This window comes from Archangium sp., from assembly GCF_036389735.1.
Classification (GTDB): Bacteria; Myxococcota; Myxococcia; order Myxococcales; family Myxococcaceae; genus Archangium.
The window spans coordinates 1-15828 of record NZ_DASVWK010001031.1; the positions used below are offsets into that span (position 1 = coordinate 1).

At 68.8% G+C, this 15828-nt stretch carries 15 protein-coding genes; 9 read left to right on the forward strand and 6 right to left on the reverse strand.

Annotated elements, in window-relative coordinates; genetic code table 11:
* A partial coding sequence (locus tag VF794_RS36705; protein WP_414641009.1) for a DUF6986 family protein occupies nt 1–243 on the reverse strand: 243 nt, incomplete at its 3' end.
* A 98-nt stretch (nt 244–341) separates the two neighbouring features.
* Nucleotides 342–803, reverse strand: coding sequence for a hypothetical protein (locus VF794_RS36710; protein ID WP_331117834.1), 462 nt, complete (start codon nt 801–803; stop codon nt 342–344).
* Between the two features lie 104 nt (nt 804–907).
* On the opposite strand from VF794_RS36710, the gene VF794_RS36715 reads away from it, so the two are divergent.
* Genes VF794_RS36715 through cysK form a run of 3 tightly spaced genes read left to right on the forward strand, consistent with a single transcriptional unit; the run spans nt 908 to nt 3456 of the window.
* Entirely contained in the window at nt 908–1612 is a 705-nt protein-coding gene (locus tag VF794_RS36715; RefSeq protein WP_331117836.1) for a hypothetical protein, read from the forward strand.
* A 19-nt stretch (nt 1613–1631) separates the two neighbouring features.
* Nucleotides 1632–2480: a serine O-acetyltransferase EpsC gene (gene epsC / locus VF794_RS36720; RefSeq protein WP_331117838.1), complete on the forward strand. Its 849-nt coding sequence runs from the start codon at nt 1632–1634 to the stop codon at nt 2478–2480.
* A gap of 55 nt (nt 2481–2535) precedes the next feature.
* Nucleotides 2536–3456, forward strand: coding sequence for a cysteine synthase A (cysK, locus tag VF794_RS36725; RefSeq protein ID WP_331117840.1), 921 nt, complete (start codon nt 2536–2538; stop codon nt 3454–3456).
* Nucleotides 3457–3461: 5 nt separating this feature from the next.
* Here cysK and VF794_RS36730 read toward each other — a convergent pair whose 3' ends face one another.
* From VF794_RS36730 to VF794_RS36745, 4 genes are all read right to left on the reverse strand, one after another.
* Nucleotides 3462–4601, reverse strand: coding sequence for an aminotransferase class V-fold PLP-dependent enzyme (locus VF794_RS36730; RefSeq protein WP_331117842.1), 1140 nt, complete (start codon nt 4599–4601; stop codon nt 3462–3464).
* A 37-nt stretch (nt 4602–4638) separates the two neighbouring features.
* Nucleotides 4639–5283 carry a DUF3332 domain-containing protein gene (locus tag VF794_RS36735; RefSeq protein WP_331117844.1) on the reverse strand — a complete coding sequence of 215 codons (645 nt, stop codon included), beginning with the start codon at nt 5281–5283 and terminating at the stop codon, nt 4639–4641.
* 117 nt (nt 5284–5400) lie between these two features.
* Nucleotides 5401–7482 carry a S9 family peptidase gene (locus VF794_RS36740; RefSeq protein WP_331117846.1) on the reverse strand — a complete coding sequence of 694 codons (2082 nt, stop codon included), beginning with the start codon at nt 7480–7482 and terminating at the stop codon, nt 5401–5403.
* A 158-nt stretch (nt 7483–7640) separates the two neighbouring features.
* A complete protein-coding gene (locus VF794_RS36745) occupies nt 7641–8294 on the reverse strand; it encodes an SET domain-containing protein (protein ID WP_331117848.1) in 654 nt (217 codons plus the stop codon).
* A 48-nt stretch (nt 8295–8342) separates the two neighbouring features.
* Here VF794_RS36745 and VF794_RS36750 point away from each other — a divergent pair, with 48 nt between their 5' ends.
* The 6 genes from VF794_RS36750 to VF794_RS36775 form a co-directional block, all read left to right on the forward strand.
* Nucleotides 8343–8717 (forward strand): DUF423 domain-containing protein, encoded by a 375-nt coding sequence (locus VF794_RS36750; protein ID WP_331117850.1) that lies wholly within the window; start codon nt 8343–8345, stop codon nt 8715–8717.
* Nucleotides 8718–8808: 91 nt separating this feature from the next.
* The gene (locus tag VF794_RS36755; protein ID WP_331117852.1) at nt 8809–9273 is read left to right on the forward strand and encodes a DUF2267 domain-containing protein; all 465 of its coding nucleotides are present in this window, start codon (nt 8809–8811) and stop codon (nt 9271–9273) included.
* A gap of 17 nt (nt 9274–9290) precedes the next feature.
* The gene (locus VF794_RS36760) at nt 9291–9722 is read left to right on the forward strand and encodes a CBS domain-containing protein (protein WP_331117854.1); all 432 of its coding nucleotides are present in this window, start codon (nt 9291–9293) and stop codon (nt 9720–9722) included.
* 307 nt (nt 9723–10029) lie between these two features.
* A complete protein-coding gene (locus tag VF794_RS36765) occupies nt 10030–11124 on the forward strand; it encodes a PAS domain-containing sensor histidine kinase (RefSeq protein ID WP_331117856.1) in 1095 nt (364 codons plus the stop codon).
* Nucleotides 11125–11376: 252 nt separating this feature from the next.
* A complete protein-coding gene (locus VF794_RS36770; protein ID WP_331117858.1) occupies nt 11377–13620 on the forward strand; it encodes a response regulator in 2244 nt (747 codons plus the stop codon).
* A gap of 97 nt (nt 13621–13717) precedes the next feature.
* On the forward strand, nt 13718–15828 hold a 2111-nt coding region (locus VF794_RS36775), incomplete at its 3' end, for a HAMP domain-containing protein (protein WP_331117860.1).

Sequence of the window (15828 nt, forward strand, 5' to 3'; positions counted from 1 at the left end):
CTCCGCCAGGGAGCCCTCCTCCGCCAGCCCCAGCGCGCGGGCCAGGGTGCGCGCATCCGGCGCGTGCTCCTCCAGGGAGCGCAGCGCCACCTCGGCCAGCTTCGAGGCCGTCTCCGCCTTGAAGAGGTGGGCCCCTCCATAGACGACATGGATGGGCTGCCGTCGGGGGTCGAGGGAGGCACTCGCCTCCTTCAGGGAGGCGCGGGTGGCCGAGAGGCTCTGGGCGGTCAGGGTCGTCTTCATGGGGCCCCCGGAGACTCGCACCGGACCGCGCCCCATTCCAACCACGGCAACGCCCCGCCGCCCCCGATTCGGAGCGGCGAGGCGTCACCCGGCCCGGCTCACTGCACGGCGAAGACCAGATCGTCCTGGTCGTCGTAGGAGTCGCCCAGGGTGCAGGCGGCCACGCTACCGCCGTAGCGGAAGCGGGCTCGGACGGCCTGCACCTTGCCGACGGGCAGCACGTACGTCGCCGAGAGCGTCTCCTCGCCGCCCACGGTCGGGGTGAGGGTGGTGAGGTACCGCCAGCTCGGGTTGTTGGCGTCGGCCGTGAAGTAGAGGTCCAGCTTGTCCGACGTCGGGCTGCCAGCCCAGGCCCACACCGTGGCCTCCACGCGCACCGTCTTGCCGGGGGCGAAGGGCGTCCCGTCCACCGTCAGCACGCGGATGCGGTCCTCCTGGGACGGCGCCTGAACCACCGGGGAGGCGGCCTCCTCGGGCACCGGCAGGACGGCCGGAGCGGCGGTCTGGCAGGCCACGAGGGAGAGGCCGAGGGCCGCGAGCAACAGGGAGCGCGAGGGCATGGCACGCGGAGTCTACAGGAGGGGGCACGCAACCTTTGGGGGGGATCCGCGACAATGCTTCCAGCACCCGACCTTTTCCCCGGGTCGCCTCCAGAGGTTGGTTCATGGACCCGATTGGCCGTCGCCCCGTTGCCATCAAGCTGCCCCTCCAGCCCGCCCGGGCCGAGTCCACGCCGGCCGCGGTCACGGCGAGCGCCGCCCAGGCCCTGGGGCACACCCAGAAGAGCGGCTTCTCGGCCCTGGGCGCCAAGGCGGCCCTGACCACCCAGGCCGCTCAAGGCACCTGGCGGGGCCCGGCGGACTCGGAGGTCGGCAAGGCCATCAACGTCATGCTGGAGCGCCTGAAGGGGTGCGACATCAAGATCAAGGGTGACACCCCGGAGAGCCTCTTCCGCCGGGCCATCCTGGACAACAAGCACGTCACCAACGAGCAGCTGCTCGCCATGTCCAAGGTGACGTTGGATCAGCTGGACTCGGGCCCGAAGACGCGCGAGCAGGTGCTGAAGAAGATTCCCAACGCGCGGGAGCTGCCGGTCCACAAGTTCACCGTGGCGCTGATGTCGGCGGCGACGGGGATCGATGCCCAGAAGCTGTCCGAGGCCTGTCCGGACCTGGGGATGACGGGAGCGCCGGGCACCCCGCTGCTCTACGCGGCGAAGACGGAGCGCATGCAGCGCTCCACCGCCCTGCACGACTTCACGGACTACCTGCGGGGCGCGGGCATCAAGGGACTCAACAAGGCCGTATGGGGTGTGGAAGACCGCATTCTGTCGGCCGCCGTCAGCGCACTGGGCGGGGGTCGCTACTAGCGGGTAACGTGTCCCCCGCATGGACGAACCCAACGGTCGGCTGATCCAGACCCTCATCGAGGCCCGCCAGCACCACTGCTTCCCTCCGGACGTACGCGCCGCGGCGCCGGAGCTCATCGACAGGGTGCTGGCACTGCTCTTCCCCCACTTCTCCGAGCGGATGGACTGTAGCGCCGTCGGCGTCCGCTCCGAGGTGGCGGTGGTGGAGGCGGTGCTGACGCGAGCGCTGACCACGCTCGGGGCGCGCTATCCCGGCCTGTCGCCGGAGCTGCCCGGCCGCTTCATGGAGCAGCTGCCGGACCTCTACGAGTGGCTGCGCCAGGACGCGGAGGCCATCTTCGAGGCGGATCCGGCGGCCCGCAGCGTGGACGAGGTCATCCTCACCTACCCGGGCTTCTACGCCATCGCCATCTACCGGGTGGCGCATGCCCTGCACCGGCTGGGCTTCCCCCTGCTGCCCCGCCTCCTCACGGAGCTGGCGCACCAGCGCACGGGCGTGGACATCCACCCCGGGGCCACCATCGGGCGGCGCTTCGTCATCGACCACGGCACCGGCGTGGTGATTGGCGAGACGACCCTCATCGGCACCGGGGTGAAGATCTACCAGGGCGTGACGCTGGGCGCGCTCCAGGTGCAGAAGGACCTGGCGGACAAGAAGCGCCACCCCACCATCGAGGACGACGTGGTGGTGTACGCCAACGCCACCATCCTCGGAGGCACCACGGTGGTGGGCCGAGGCAGCGTCATCGCCGGCAACGCCTTCATCACCCACAGCATCCCCGCCGAGTCCCTCGTCACCCGCCGCAGCGAGGTCCGCCCCCGACACGGGGGAGCGGAAGAATTCGACGAACTGGAGTATCACATCTGATATAACAGACGTCCATCTGTCACAGCAGACCCCTCCCTGACGAGGCCCACCCACCATGAAGGTCAACAACATCCTGGAGACGATCGGCAACACGCCGCACGTCCGAATCAACCGGCTCTTCCCCTCGCGCGTCGAGGTGCACATGAAGCTCGAGCGGGCCAATCCGGGCGGGAGCATCAAGGACCGCATCGGGCTGGCGATGATCGAGGACGCGGAGAAGCGGGGTCTGCTGAAGCAGGACAGCGTCATCATCGAGCCGACGTCGGGCAACACGGGCATCGGCCTGGCGATGGTGGCGGCGGTGAAGGGCTACAAGCTGGTGCTGGTGATGCCCGAGTCGATGAGCATCGAGCGGCGCCGGCTGATGGCGGCCTACGGGGCGACGTTCGAGCTGACGCCGCGGGCGCAGGGCATGAAGGGTGCGATTGCCCGGGCGCAGGAGCTGGTGGCGCAGAACCCCAAGGCGTGGATGCCGCAGCAGTTCGAGAACGAGTCGAACATCGAGGTCCACAAGCGCACGACGGCCCAGGAGATCCTCAAGGACTTCCCGGAGGGGCTGGACTACATCATCACGGGAGTGGGGACGGGCGGGCACATCACGGCGGTCGCCGAGGTGCTCAAGCCGCTGTGGCCGAAGCTGAAGGTGTTCGCGGTGGAGCCGGCGAAGTCGCCGGTGATCAGCGGTGGAGCGCCGGGGCCGCACCCGATCCAGGGAATCGGCGCGGGCTTCATCCCGAAGAACCTGCACAAGGACACGCTGGACGGGGTCATCCAGGTGACGGAGGAGGAGGCCTTCGAGTTCGCCAAGCGCTCGGCGCGCGAGGAGGGCATCTTCGTGGGCATCTCCTCGGGAGCGGCACTGGCGGCGGTGAACAAGAAGCTGACGGATCTCCCGGACAACAGCCGGGTGCTGTGCTTCTGCTACGACACGGGCGAGCGCTACCTCTCCATCGAGAACCTGTTCCCCGCGCAGTAGGCCCGTCACTTCCCGCAGAACCCGCGCACCAGCTCCACCAACCGGTCCAACTCCTCGGGCTGGTTGTAGAAGTGGGGCGAGATGCGGATGCGCCCGCGCCGGAGCGAGTAGCTGACGTCACGCTCGGAGAGATACGAGGCGAGCGCCCTCACCTCGCCCCGGGGAGGCAGGAAGGTGAGGATGCCGGCGCGGTGCTCGGGAGAGGGCCCGGTCTCACACCCCAGGGCCCGCAGCTCCCCATCCACGTGGGTGAGGAGCTGGCGGATGCGGGCCTCGACGTTCTCCAGGCCCACCTCCAGGAGCAGACCGAGCGCCGCGCCGAGGGCATAGGTGCCGCAGTAGTTGTGACTCCCCTCCTCGAACTTCGTGGCGTCCGGGCGCAGCTCGAAGTGGGAGCGGTTGAAGTTCCAGGCGTCGGTGGTGGAGCGCCAGCCGACGAGCACGGGCCGCACGCGGGGGAGCACGTCGCGGTCCACGTAGAGAAAGCCGATGCCGGAGATGCCGATCATCCACTTGTGGCTGTCGGCACTGAGGAAGTGGATGCGGCACTTCTTCACGTCCACGGGGAGGCAGCCCACGCTCTGGATGCCATCCACGCAGAAGAGGACGCCCGAGCGCTCGCAGAGGGCACCAATGGCCTCCAGGTCGGTGCGGTAACCGGAGGCGAACTGGACGGAGCTGAGGGCGACCAGCCGGGTGCGCGGGGTGAGCGCGGCGGCGACGGCCTCGGGGGTGATGCCGCCGTCGCGTGGCTCGATCTCCCGCATCACGACGCCGCGCTCACGCAGGTGGATCCACGGGTAGACGTTGGAGGGGTACTCGATGGACGCGGCGACGGCGACCTCGTCTCCGGGCCGCCAGTCGAGCCCCTCGGCGACGAGCCCGAGGCCGTGGCTGGTGTTGCGCACGAAGGCGATCTCCTCCGGGGAGGCGCCGATGATCCGTGCGGCGAGCTGGCGGGTGTTCTCGGTGCGAGCCTCCCAGCCGCGCTCGTGGCGCACGCCGTGGCGGAGGAGCTCCTCCGTCCATTCGCGCACGGCGTTGGCGACGCGCAGGCTGGTGGGGGCGACCCCGGCGTGGTTGAAGTAGAGCTGTTCCTCCACGACGGGGAACTCGGCGCGGTACGTGTCGAGGGGCGAGGTCATGGGCCCGCCCATCATGCCCCAGGGCGGCGCACCCGACCTACCAGGCCGTGCAGGTGAGCGCGAGCCCCCGCATGGCGGAGACGCGAGGCGTCACGGCGCTGGCGAGGCCGGCCACACCCTCCCGGGCGAAGGCCTCGCGGGCCTCGGCCACGGCCTCGCGGGAGTGCACCGTCACCGCCGAACCGGAGGCATCCGTCAGCTCCACCGCGCCGTCCACGCGCTCCCGGGCGCGCAGCAGGAGCGAGCCCGCCTCGTCCCGCACGGCCATGCCGTCGTCGAGCGGCTCGAAGTAGCGCACCATCGGCGCCTGGCCCTCGCGGACCAGCTCGGCGCGCATCACGCCATGCTCCCCGTCACGCGACAGACGCAGCGAGTCCGTGGGGCTCAGCCGGACGACCCGCGTCCCATCCTCCTGGGTCTCGGCGTTGGCGAGCGGGTTGCTGCCCGTCCAGAACTCCAGGCTGTTGAAGACCAGGGCGTCGACGAGCGAGCCCACCCCGTACACCGGGATGATGATGAGGCCGAGGAACAGCGCCCACTGCACGAACTTGCTCTCGTGGACCCCCTGGTTGAGAGCGTGGATCTTCCGTGTCAGGGCGAACGAGCCGAAGCAGCCGGACACATGGAGCGACAGGACGGTGACGAACAGGGCCGCGAGGACGCGAGACGGACGCGACTTCATGAAGCCTCCTTGAGCGCGAGGCCGGACTGTCCGGCCCGCCAGCGGGTCACCCTACCCCACTGGCGGTGCGTGTCCGCCGTCACCTCACGTGAATGACGTGAAGTGAAAAGGCCAGGTTCAAGGCGCGGACCTGGCCGAGGGCGTCGCCGACGGACCCGCCGGCTTCTTCGCGCCCTGGGTCCACTGGTCCAGCCAGTCCAGCACGGTCTCGTGCCAGTGGATGCTGTTGGCCGGCTTCACCACCCAGTGGTTCTCATCCGGGAAGTAGAGCAGCTTGGAGGGAATGCCCCGGCGCTGGAGCACCGTGAAGGTGGACAGGCCCTGGGTGTCCACCACGCGGAAGTCCTGTCCGCCGTGGATGACGAGCATCGGCGTCTTCCACTTCGCCACGTGGTCGATGGGGTTGTGCTTCGTGTACCCCTCCGGCTTCTCCCACGGCGTGCCCCCGTGCTCCCACTCCGGGAACCACAGCTCCTCGGTGTTGAAGTACGCCATCTTCTCGTCGAGGTTGCCGTCGTGGTTCACCAGGCACCGGAAGCGCTCCGGCATCTGCCCGGCGATCCAGTTGATCATGAACCCGCCGTAGCTCGCCCCCAGCGCGCACACCTTGTCGCCGTCCAGGAAGCCATAGCGCTTCACCGCGGCCTCCAGGCCCTTCTGGAGATCCTCCAGCGGCTTGCCGCCCCAGTCCCCGCTGATGGAGTCGGTGAAGCCCTGGCCGTAACCCGTGGAGCCGTGGAAGTCGATCATCACCGCCGCGTAGCCCCGGCCCGCGTACGTCTGCGGGTTCCACCGGTAGTGGAAGTGGTTGCCGAAGCTGCCCTGGGGACCGCCGTGGATGAGGAAGGCCACCGGGTACTTCTTCTTCGGGTCGAAATTGGCGGGCTTCACCACGTAGCCGCGCACCGTCTCGCCATTCCAGCCCGGGAATTCGAACTGCTCGTAGTCGCCGAAGCGGATGCGGGCCAGGGCGGCCTCGTTGACGCGCGTGAGCTGGCGCGGCTCGCTCCCGTCCGCGCGCACCGAGTAGAGGTCCGCGGGCGACTTCAGGTCGTCGCGCACGAAGACGACGCGGCCGTCCGCCACCGGCTGGGGCTCGGTGGCGTAGCCCGGCCCGCTGATGGCCGTCACCTGGCCGCTCGCCACGTCGAGCGAGAAGACGCGGTGGTGGCCGAGGTCATCGGCGGTGACGAGCACCGACTTGCCATCCGGGCTCCAGGTGAGCGAGCCGACCGAGCGGTCCCATGGCTCGGCGAGGACGCGCTCCTTGCCCTCGGGCCACGAGCGCAGCACCACGCGCAGACGGTCCGCCTCGAAGCCCGGGCGGGCCATGGCCAGGTACGCGAGCGTCTTGCCGTCCGGGCTGAACACGGGCTGGGTGTCGGTGGCGCGGTTCTTCTCGGTGAGCTTGCGGGGGGTGCCGGGCTTGTCCACCGAGGCGAGGAAGAGGTCCAGGTCGGTGGACCAGGACTCGCTTCTACCCACGTCACGCGCGGTGAAGACGAGCCCCTTGCCGTCCGGGGTGAAGGTGAACTCCTCGGGGCCGCCGAAGGGCTTGCTGGGGCCGTCGGCGTCCATGCCCACCATCACGTCGCGCGGGGCGGCACCGCCGTCCACCGGGAGGACGAAGAGGTGCGAGCGCCGGCCCTCCTTCCAGGTGTCCCAGTGACGGACGAAGAGCTTGTCGTAGACCTGGCCGGTGGTCTTCTTCTGGGACTTCTCCTTCAGACGCTGGGTGGTGCACTCCAGCGTGGGGCAGTCGGGGTAGACCTCCAGGGCGACGGCGAGCGTCTTGCCATCGGGCGACAGACCAAAGGCGCCCACGTCGAGGGGCAGCTTCGTGACGGCCTGGGCCTCGCCCCCATCGAGCGGGAGGCGGAACACCTGGCTGGAACCACCGCGCGGGGAGAGGAAGAAGAGGCTCCGCCCATCGGGGCTCCAGACGGGCTGACCCTCGCTCTCGGGGGAGAAGGTGAGCTGACGCAGCCCGGAACCATCGGCGTTGATGAGCCACAGGTCGGTGCGGCCCTTGTTGGCCTCCAGGTCGGTGGAGCGCAGCACGAAGGCGACGCGCTGACCATCGGGCGAGACGCTCGGACTGGAGAGCCGACGCATCAGGACCTGATCCTGGATGGTGAAGGGCTGAGAGGGGGCGGGAGCGGCGGAGAGGGCGAGCGCCGCGAAGAGGGAGAGGGACAAAGGGGACCTCCGTGCGAGTCGGGCGGGACGGTGCCCGTTTCAACCCTGGCTGTCCATCGTTCATGCCCGCCCCCCCACCTCTCCCTTCGGAAGAGGGACGGGGTGAGGGTCTCCAGGCCCCGGGTCGAGCCCATGAGCCCCCAGGGAGCGCCCCCGTATCAGCCGCGGGCCGCGCGGGTCTTGCCGCGAGTCCTGGAGCCGCCGCCGGGCTTGCCGCCGCCGCGCTTGGAGCTGGCCGAGACCTTGGACTTGCTCTGGGTCTTGGTCTTGGTCTTGGCCCGGGTCTTCTTCTTGGGAGCGGACTCCGTCTCGTCCGTCTTCAGGGGGGCGAGGATGGTGCCACGGCAGGAGGCGGCGCCGCAGCGGCAGACGTAGAGCTTCTCCTCCTCGGGGCCCATGTCCTCGGTGCGGTCGTAGGAGTAGTCGTAGCAGAGCTCATCGCCCACGGCGATGTTGCGCAGGGCGTAGATGTAGATGCGGTCGCCCTCGAGGAAGGCCTGGCAGTTGGGGTCGCACGAGTGGTTGATGAAGCGTGCGTCATTGCCCTCGTGGGCGGCGTCGATGACGGTGTCCTCGTCCACGTTGAAGAGGAACGTGTGGTGGCGGGACATGGTCGAGTCGTCGTAGCGCTCGTCGGCCACGGCCTGGGAGATGCGCTCGCCGAGGTACTCGATGATGCGGGCGCCCTTGCGGATGGCGCGGGTGGCGAAGGCACCGCGTCCCTGGATGGACGAGGCCCGCAGCTCGAAGGGCTGGGGCGAGAGGGTGGGCATCTTGCGGGAGGAGGGCTTCTTGGAGGAGGGAGCGGGCATCGGGAAGGAAGTAGAGACGCGCGGGGGGAGGCGCGGTAGGTTGCCACGATGATGCGACTGTGGCTCATTCTCGGCGCGACAAACGCGTTCCTGTCTGTGGCGGCGGGAGCATTCGGTGCGCACGCCCTGCGAGCGAGGCTCGCTCCGGACCTCCTGGCGATCTTCGAAACGGGCGCGCGCTATCACATGTACCACTCACTGGGGCTGATCGCGATTGGACTGCTCGCGCAGTCGCGGCCCAGCCCACTGCTGAACGGGGCGGGCTGGGCGATGCTGGCCGGCATCGTGCTCTTCTCGGGGAGCCTGTACGCGCTGGCGCTCTCCGGGGTGAGGGCCCTGGGCGCCATCACCCCGCTGGGGGGGCTCGGCTTCCTCGCGGGCTGGCTGCTGTTCGCCCTCGCCGCCTTCCGGCAGACGAGCTGAGCCCGCTCCCCCGCTCCCTCCCTGCCCGGGCCTTCGACGGGTGCAACTCCCCCTCCGGATACGCACCCTGTACCGGAGAAGGAGGTCCACCATGTCGGACGACAGCGAGGGCTTTGGCCAATCCGGGCAGGACCTCCGCTCGCGGAGACACGAGGCGAAGCACGCCCAGACGTACGCCCTGTTCCTGAAGCACTTCTGTGAGCGGAGCGGCCTGCCGAGGGAGCGATCCGAGAAGGCCCTCGTCTCGGTGCTGTGCGCGCTGGAGCAGCGGCTCCTCCAGCCGGCGGCGGACGACCTGAGGGCCCAGCTCCCGATGAAGCTTCAGGAGGCGCTCCGGGCCTGTGCTCCCCAGCGCGAGCGGTCCCCCCGGACGTTCAGCGTCGACGAACTCCTCCAGAAGGTGGCGGAGGACCTCGGCGAGGACACGACGCGGGCCGAGAGCGTGACGCGGGCGGTCTTCGCCACGGTGCGTGCCCACGTCACCGAGGGCGAGGCCGAGCAGGTGGCGCACGCGCTGCCGGCGGACCTGCGGGCGTTCTGGGCGCGGCCCATCTGACAGAGGAGCGACGGGGCATGAAGCGGATCAAGGACGTGATGACGCGCGATGTGGAGGTGCTCTCTCCCGACGCGACGCTGAGACAGGCCGCGGAGAAGATGCGGCAGTTCAACGTGGGGCCCCTACCCATCCGCGACGGCGACCGCCTGGTGGGAGAGGTGACGGACCGCGACCTCGAGGAGCGCGGCATCGCCCTGGGGCACGATCCCAACACCTCGCGGGTCTCCTCGGTGATGACCGAGGACGTCGAGTTCATCCACCCGGACGCCAGCCTGGACGAGGCGACGGAGCTGATGCGCGACAGGCAGCTCCGCCGGCTGCTGGTGGTGGACGACCACCGGAACCTGATCGGCATCGTGTCGCTGGGCGATCTCGCGCAAGAGACGAGCGAGGCCACCACGGGGCAGACGCTGGAGCGGATCTCCGAACCCTCGCGGTCAGCGCACTGAGCACTCCCGCCTGGAAAGGGCCCGCACTCGTAGGCAGAGGGGTAGTCGTACCAGGTCCCCGCGGCTTGCTGGGGAGGTGCGGAGTGTTCAGGCGCCTCGTGGGCTCGCGCCCAGCGGCAATGGCCCTCCTCAAGCCCTCGTGTACGACGTGGGCTTCCTGGAGCCGCGCGTCGGCGCCATCCTCAGCCACGCGACAAGCATTGTCTACTGAGCAGGGGACCTGCCTGGCGCGCTGCCCGAGTCATCCCCTGCACGAGGATTACCTTCAGGGCGGAACGCTCCACCTGGAAAGGAGCCTGGGAGGCCCATGCCCGAGAGAGAGCGCGACGAACGGTTCCATCTGAACCTGGAGGACATCAAGGACTACGCCGTCTTCCGGGTGGACACCGAGGGCCGCATCGCCAGTTGGAACCCGGGGGCCGAGCGCATGAAGGGCTACACGGCCGAGGAGGCGATCGGCCAGCCCTTCGCCATGCTCTTCACCCAGGAGGAAAGACAAGAGGGAAAGCCCGAGGAGGAGATGCGGCTGGCCGCGGAGAAAGGCGTCTACGAGCGCGAGGTGGTTCGGGTGCGCAAGGGGGGCGAGCTCTTCGACGCCCATGTCATCCTGCGGCCCCTCGCGGACCAGGAGGGCGTCCACCGGGGGTTCATCAAAGTCACCCGGGACATCACCGAGCGCAAGCGCGTCGAGGCCGAACTGCGCGACCGGGCGGAGTTCGAGCAGCAGCTCATCGGCATCGTCAGCCATGACCTGCGAACCCCCCTCTCCGCCATCACCCTCGGGGCCGTACTGCTGCTGCGGAGCAAGGACCTCAGCCTCCGGCACGTCTCCTCGGTCAGCAGGATCCTCTCCTCGGCCGAGCGGGCCCAGCGGCTGATCGCCAGCCTGCTCGACTTCACCCAGGCGCGAATGGGCGGGGGCTTCGCCCTCCAACACGCCCCCCTGGACCTGCACGAGTTAGTGGACCTGGTGATGGAGGAGGTACGGCTGTCGCATCCCGAGCGCGAGCTTCAGGTGGAGCATGTCGGAGACGGACAGGGAGAGTGGGACGCGGACCGGATCGCCCAGCTCCTCACCAACCTGGTCAACAACGCCCTGTACCATGGCCTGGAAGACGCGCCCGTGCGGGTGCGTGTCCAGGGCGAGCCCGAGTCCGTGGCGCTCTCGGTCCACAACCAGGGGAAGCCCATTCCCGCCGCCGTGATGCCCCAGCTCTTCGCCCCCATGAAGCGCGGCGAAGGAGCACGTCGCACCGGGCAGGCCGGGAGCATCGGACTCGGCCTCTACATCGTGCAGCAGATCGCCCGCGCCCATGGGGGCACTGTCTCCGTGGACTCCTCCCAGGAGCGGGGCACGACCTTCACGGCGCACCTGCCCCGGCACCCACCTCGCCCCCGCTAGGAAGTGGGGTGGGCAGGCGGAAGCCCCTCCCTGACTTTGGGTGGATTTTTCTGTCCACTCCCCGTCAATCCCACCCCGTTCCAGGCCTCCGGATGTCGGGCAGAGGACATTCCCCGGCACGGCGGGCCGTCTGCTAGTCGGTCAGCCGACAGCGTGTTCATGGTTCGCCCTGGGTTGGCACGTCCAAAAGCGGTAAACAGTCCGCCGGTGTCTGATCCCCGGACCGCACGCACGACCGCCGTCACGCCAACTATGTCCCCCCTCTCCGTGCCCTCCCGTGTCGACGTCCTGGCGGTTGATGACACTCCGGCCAACCTCCGTTCCCTGGAGGTGCTCATGGCCGACCTGGGTGCCAACATGATCCCCGCCTCGTCGGGCGACGAGGCGCTGCGGTTGCTGCTGGATCGGGACTTCGCCCTCATCCTGCTCGACGTGCAGATGCCGGGGATGGACGGCTACGAGACGGCGAGCCTCATCCGCATGCGCGAGCGCACGCGGCAAATTCCCATCATCTTCATCACCGCCTTCAACCGCAGCGAGGTGAACGTCACCCGCGGCTACGAGCTGGGCGCGGTGGACTACCTCTTCAAGCCCATCGTCCCCGAAATCCTCCGGACGAAGGTGGCGGTGTTCCTGGATCTGCACCGCAAGACGGAGGAGGTGCGCCGGCAGGCGGACCTGCTGCGCCACGCGGAGACGCGCGAGCACGAGCGGCAGCTGGCCGAGGCCCGCACGCATTACGAGCGCTCCCTGCTCCAGCAGGAGATGGAGCGCGAGCGCAAGGTGTCCGAGGCCCACGAGCAGCGCGCCCAGGAGCTGGCGCGACTGGTGAGCGAGAAGGAGCAGGCCCAGACGGCGCTGCACGAGAGCAACGTACGGCTGCGGCTGTTGGCGGACACCGCCAGCCGGCTCCTCAAGGGCACCGACGGGCGCCCCCTGCTGGACAGCGTCTACCACCAGCTCTCGGAGCACCTGGGGCTGGAGGTCTTCATGGGCTACCTCGCCCAGGAGGGCAACAACGCGCTGCTGCTATCGTCCTACTCGGGTCTCTCGCTGGGACAGCTACCGCGGCTGGAGCGCCTGGAGCCCGGACAGGGCGTCGCGGGCCACGTGGCCGCCGAACTCCATCGCTGGGTGCTCGATGGGGGCGCCGCCGCCAACGGGCCCGTGCCGGACGCCGCCCCGGAGGTGGGCCTGTCCGCGCTCGCGTGCTACCCGCTGCTCAGCCAGGGCCGGGCGCTGGGGACGCTGGCCTTCGGCACCCGCACCCCGCGCGTCTTCACCGAGGACGAGCTGTCCCTCATGCAGGGCGTGTGCGACCAGGTCGCAGTCGCCCTGGAGCGCGAGCGGCTCATCGCCGCGCTGCGCGACGCGGACCGCCGCAAGGACGAGTTCCTCGCCATGCTCGCCCACGAGCTGCGCAACCCCCTGGCCCCCGTGCGCCACGCCCTGGAGGTCTTCCGGCTGCGCATGTGGCAGGACGACATCATCCAGCGCACCATCGCCAGCGCGGACCGCCAGGTGGCGCACATGACGCGGCTGGTGGATGACCTGCTGGACGTCAGCCGCATCACCCGCGGGAAGGTAGAACTCAAGCCCCTGCCCGTGACGCTGACGGACCTGGTGGAGGGCGCGGTGCAGGCCTGTGAGCCCATCGTCACCCAGCGCCACCACGAGCTCACCGTCTCCCTTCCCGAGGAGACGCTGATGCTCAACGTGGACCCCACCCGCATGACGCAGGTGGTGGCCAACCTGCTGCACAACGCGGCCAAGTACACGCCCGCGGGGGGCCGCATCCACCTGAAGGCCGAGCGCCAGGGCGACGAGCTGATGCTCAGCGTGCGCGACAGCGGCATCGGCCTGAAGCCGGAGATGCTCCACCGCGTCTTCGACCTCTTCGTCCAGGTGGATCCGGGCAATGACCGGGCCCAGGGCGGGCTCGGCCTGGGCCTCACCCTGGTGCGCAGCCTGGTGGAGATGCACGGCGGCAGCGTGTCCGCCCGCAGCGAGGGCCTCACCAAGGGCAGCGAGTTCACCGTCCGCCTCCCCCTGCCTCCCGAGATGCCCGCGGCGCTCGCGCTCACCACCTCGACGAAGGCCGCCGCCGCCTCGGGCCGGCTCCAGCCGCTCCACATCCTCCTGGTGGAGGACAACACGGACATCCGCGAGACGCTGCGCGACCTGCTCGAGCTCCACGGCCACCGCGTCGATGAGGCGAGCGACGGCCGCTCCGCCGTGGACATGGTGCTCTCCCACCGGCCCCAGGTGGCGCTGGTGGACATCGGCCTGCCGGAGCTGGACGGCTACAAGGTCGCCGAGCTCGTCCGCGCTTCCGCCGGAGGTGCCGACACCCGGCTCGTGGCCCTCACCGGCTACGGCCACGCCGATGATCGCAAACGCGCGCTGGAGGCCGGGTTCGATGCCCACCTCGTCAAGCCCGTGTCCTCGGATGACCTGTCCCAAGTCTTGAAGAAGCTCTGTACAGCGGCCGCCTGAACGCCGCTTTTCCCCCCAACCCCCTCTCGCGGTGACGGCGAGTCCCCCCTCGCGAATCCCCCGTCGCCGGAATAGCAGCACAGGAGACGCACCAGACATGGCCACGCAGCCCGAAAAGGCGCAGAACGAGAACGCGCTCGATACGAAGCTTCTCCTCAAGACGCTCCAGTCGGTCCGCAAGGGTGACTTCAGCGTCCGCATGCCCGAGGACAAGACCGGCACCACCGGGAAGCTCTATGACACGCTCAACGAGATCATCGGCCTCAACGAGTCGTTGACGTCCGAGTTCGAGCGCATGAGCCAGGTGGTGGGCCGCGAGGGCCGCATCACCCAGCGCGCCACCCTCAACCACGCCTCCGGCGGCTGGCAGGCGTGCGTGGAGTCGGTCAACTCGCTCATCTCCGACCTGGCCCAGCCCACCACCGAGGTGGCCCGCGTCATCGGCGCGGTGGCCAAGGGTGACTTGAGCCAGAGCATGGCGCTCGAGTTCGATGGCCGCCCCCTCAAGGGCGAGTTCCTCCGCACCGCCCAGGTCATCAACTCCACCCTGGCCCAGCTCGCCTCGTTCGCCAGCGAAGTGACGCGCGTCGCTCGCGAGGTGGGTACGGAAGGAAAGCTGGGCGGTCAGGCCGTCCTGCGCGCCGTGTCCGGCACCTGGAAGGAGCTGACCGACAGCGTGAACCTGATGGCGAGCAAGCTCACCGACCAGGTGCGTGACATCGCCAAGGTGACGACGGCCGTCGCCAACGGTGACCTCTCCAAGAAGATCACCGTGGACGTGCGCGGAGAGATCGCCGAGCTGAAGAACACCATCAACACGATGGTGGACAACCTCAATACCTTCTCCGGCGAAGTGACCCGCGTCGCGCGCGAAGTGGGTACGGAAGGAAAGCTCGGTGGTCAGGCCCAGGTGAAGGGCGTGTCCGGCACCTGGAAGGACCTCACCGACAACGTGAACTCGATGGCCAGCGGCCTCACCGCCCAGGTGCGAGACATCGCCAAGGTGGCCACCGCCGTCGCCAACGGAGACCTCGGTCAGAAGGTGACCGTGGACGTGAAAGGAGAAATCCTCGAGCTCAAGAACACCATCAACAAGATGGTGGACAACCTCAACACCTTCTCCGGCGAGGTGACGCGCGTCGCGCGCGAGGTGGGTACGGAAGGAAAGCTGGGTGGACAGGCCAAGGTGGAGGGCGTGTCCGGTACGTGGAAGGACCTCACGGACTCCGTGAACCAGATGGCCTCCAACCTCACCGCCCAGGTGCGTGACATCGCGGATGTCACCACGGCGGTGGCCCGCGGCGACCTCTCCAAGAAGGTCACCGTGGACGTGAAGGGCGAAATCCTCGCCCTCAAGAACACCATCAACACGATGGTGGATCAGCTCTCCTCCTTCGCTTCCGAAGTGACCCGCGTCGCTCGCGAGGTGGGTACCGAAGGAAAGCTGGGCGGTCAGGCGAAGGTCGAGGGTGTCAGCGGCACCTGGAAGGACCTGACCGACAGCGTGAACAGCATGGCCAGCGGCCTCACCGCCCAGGTGCGAGACATCGCCAAGGTGACGACGGCTGTCGCCAACGGTGACCTGTCCAAGAAGATCACCGTGGACGTGCGTGGTGAGATCGCCGAGCTGAAGAACACCATCAACACGATGGTGGACAACCTCAACACCTTCTCCGGTGAGGTGACCCGCGTTGCCCGCGAGGTGGGTACCGAGGGCAAGCTGGGTGGTCAGGCGCAGGTGCAGGGCGTGTCCGGTACCTGGAAGGACCTGACGGACAACGTGAACTCGATGGCCAGCGGCCTCACCGCCCAGGTGCGTAACATCGCCGAGGTGACGACCGCGGTGGCCCGGGGTGATCTGTCCAAGAAGATCACCGTGGACGTGAAGGGCGAGATTCTCGCCCTGAAGAACACCATCAACACGATGGTGGACCAGCTCTCCTCGTTCGCCTCGGAAGTGACCCGCGTCGCCAAGGATGTGGGCACCGAGGGCAAGCTGGGCGGCCAGGCGCAGGTGGAAGGCGTCGCCGGTACGTGGAAGGACCTCACCGACAACGTGAACTCCATGGCCGGTTCGCTCACCACCCAGGTGCGCGACATCGCCAAGGTGACGACCGCCGTCGCCAACGGTGACCTCTCCAAGAAGGTCACCGTGGACGTGAAGGGCGAGATCCTCGAGCTGAAGAACACCATCAACACGATGGTGGA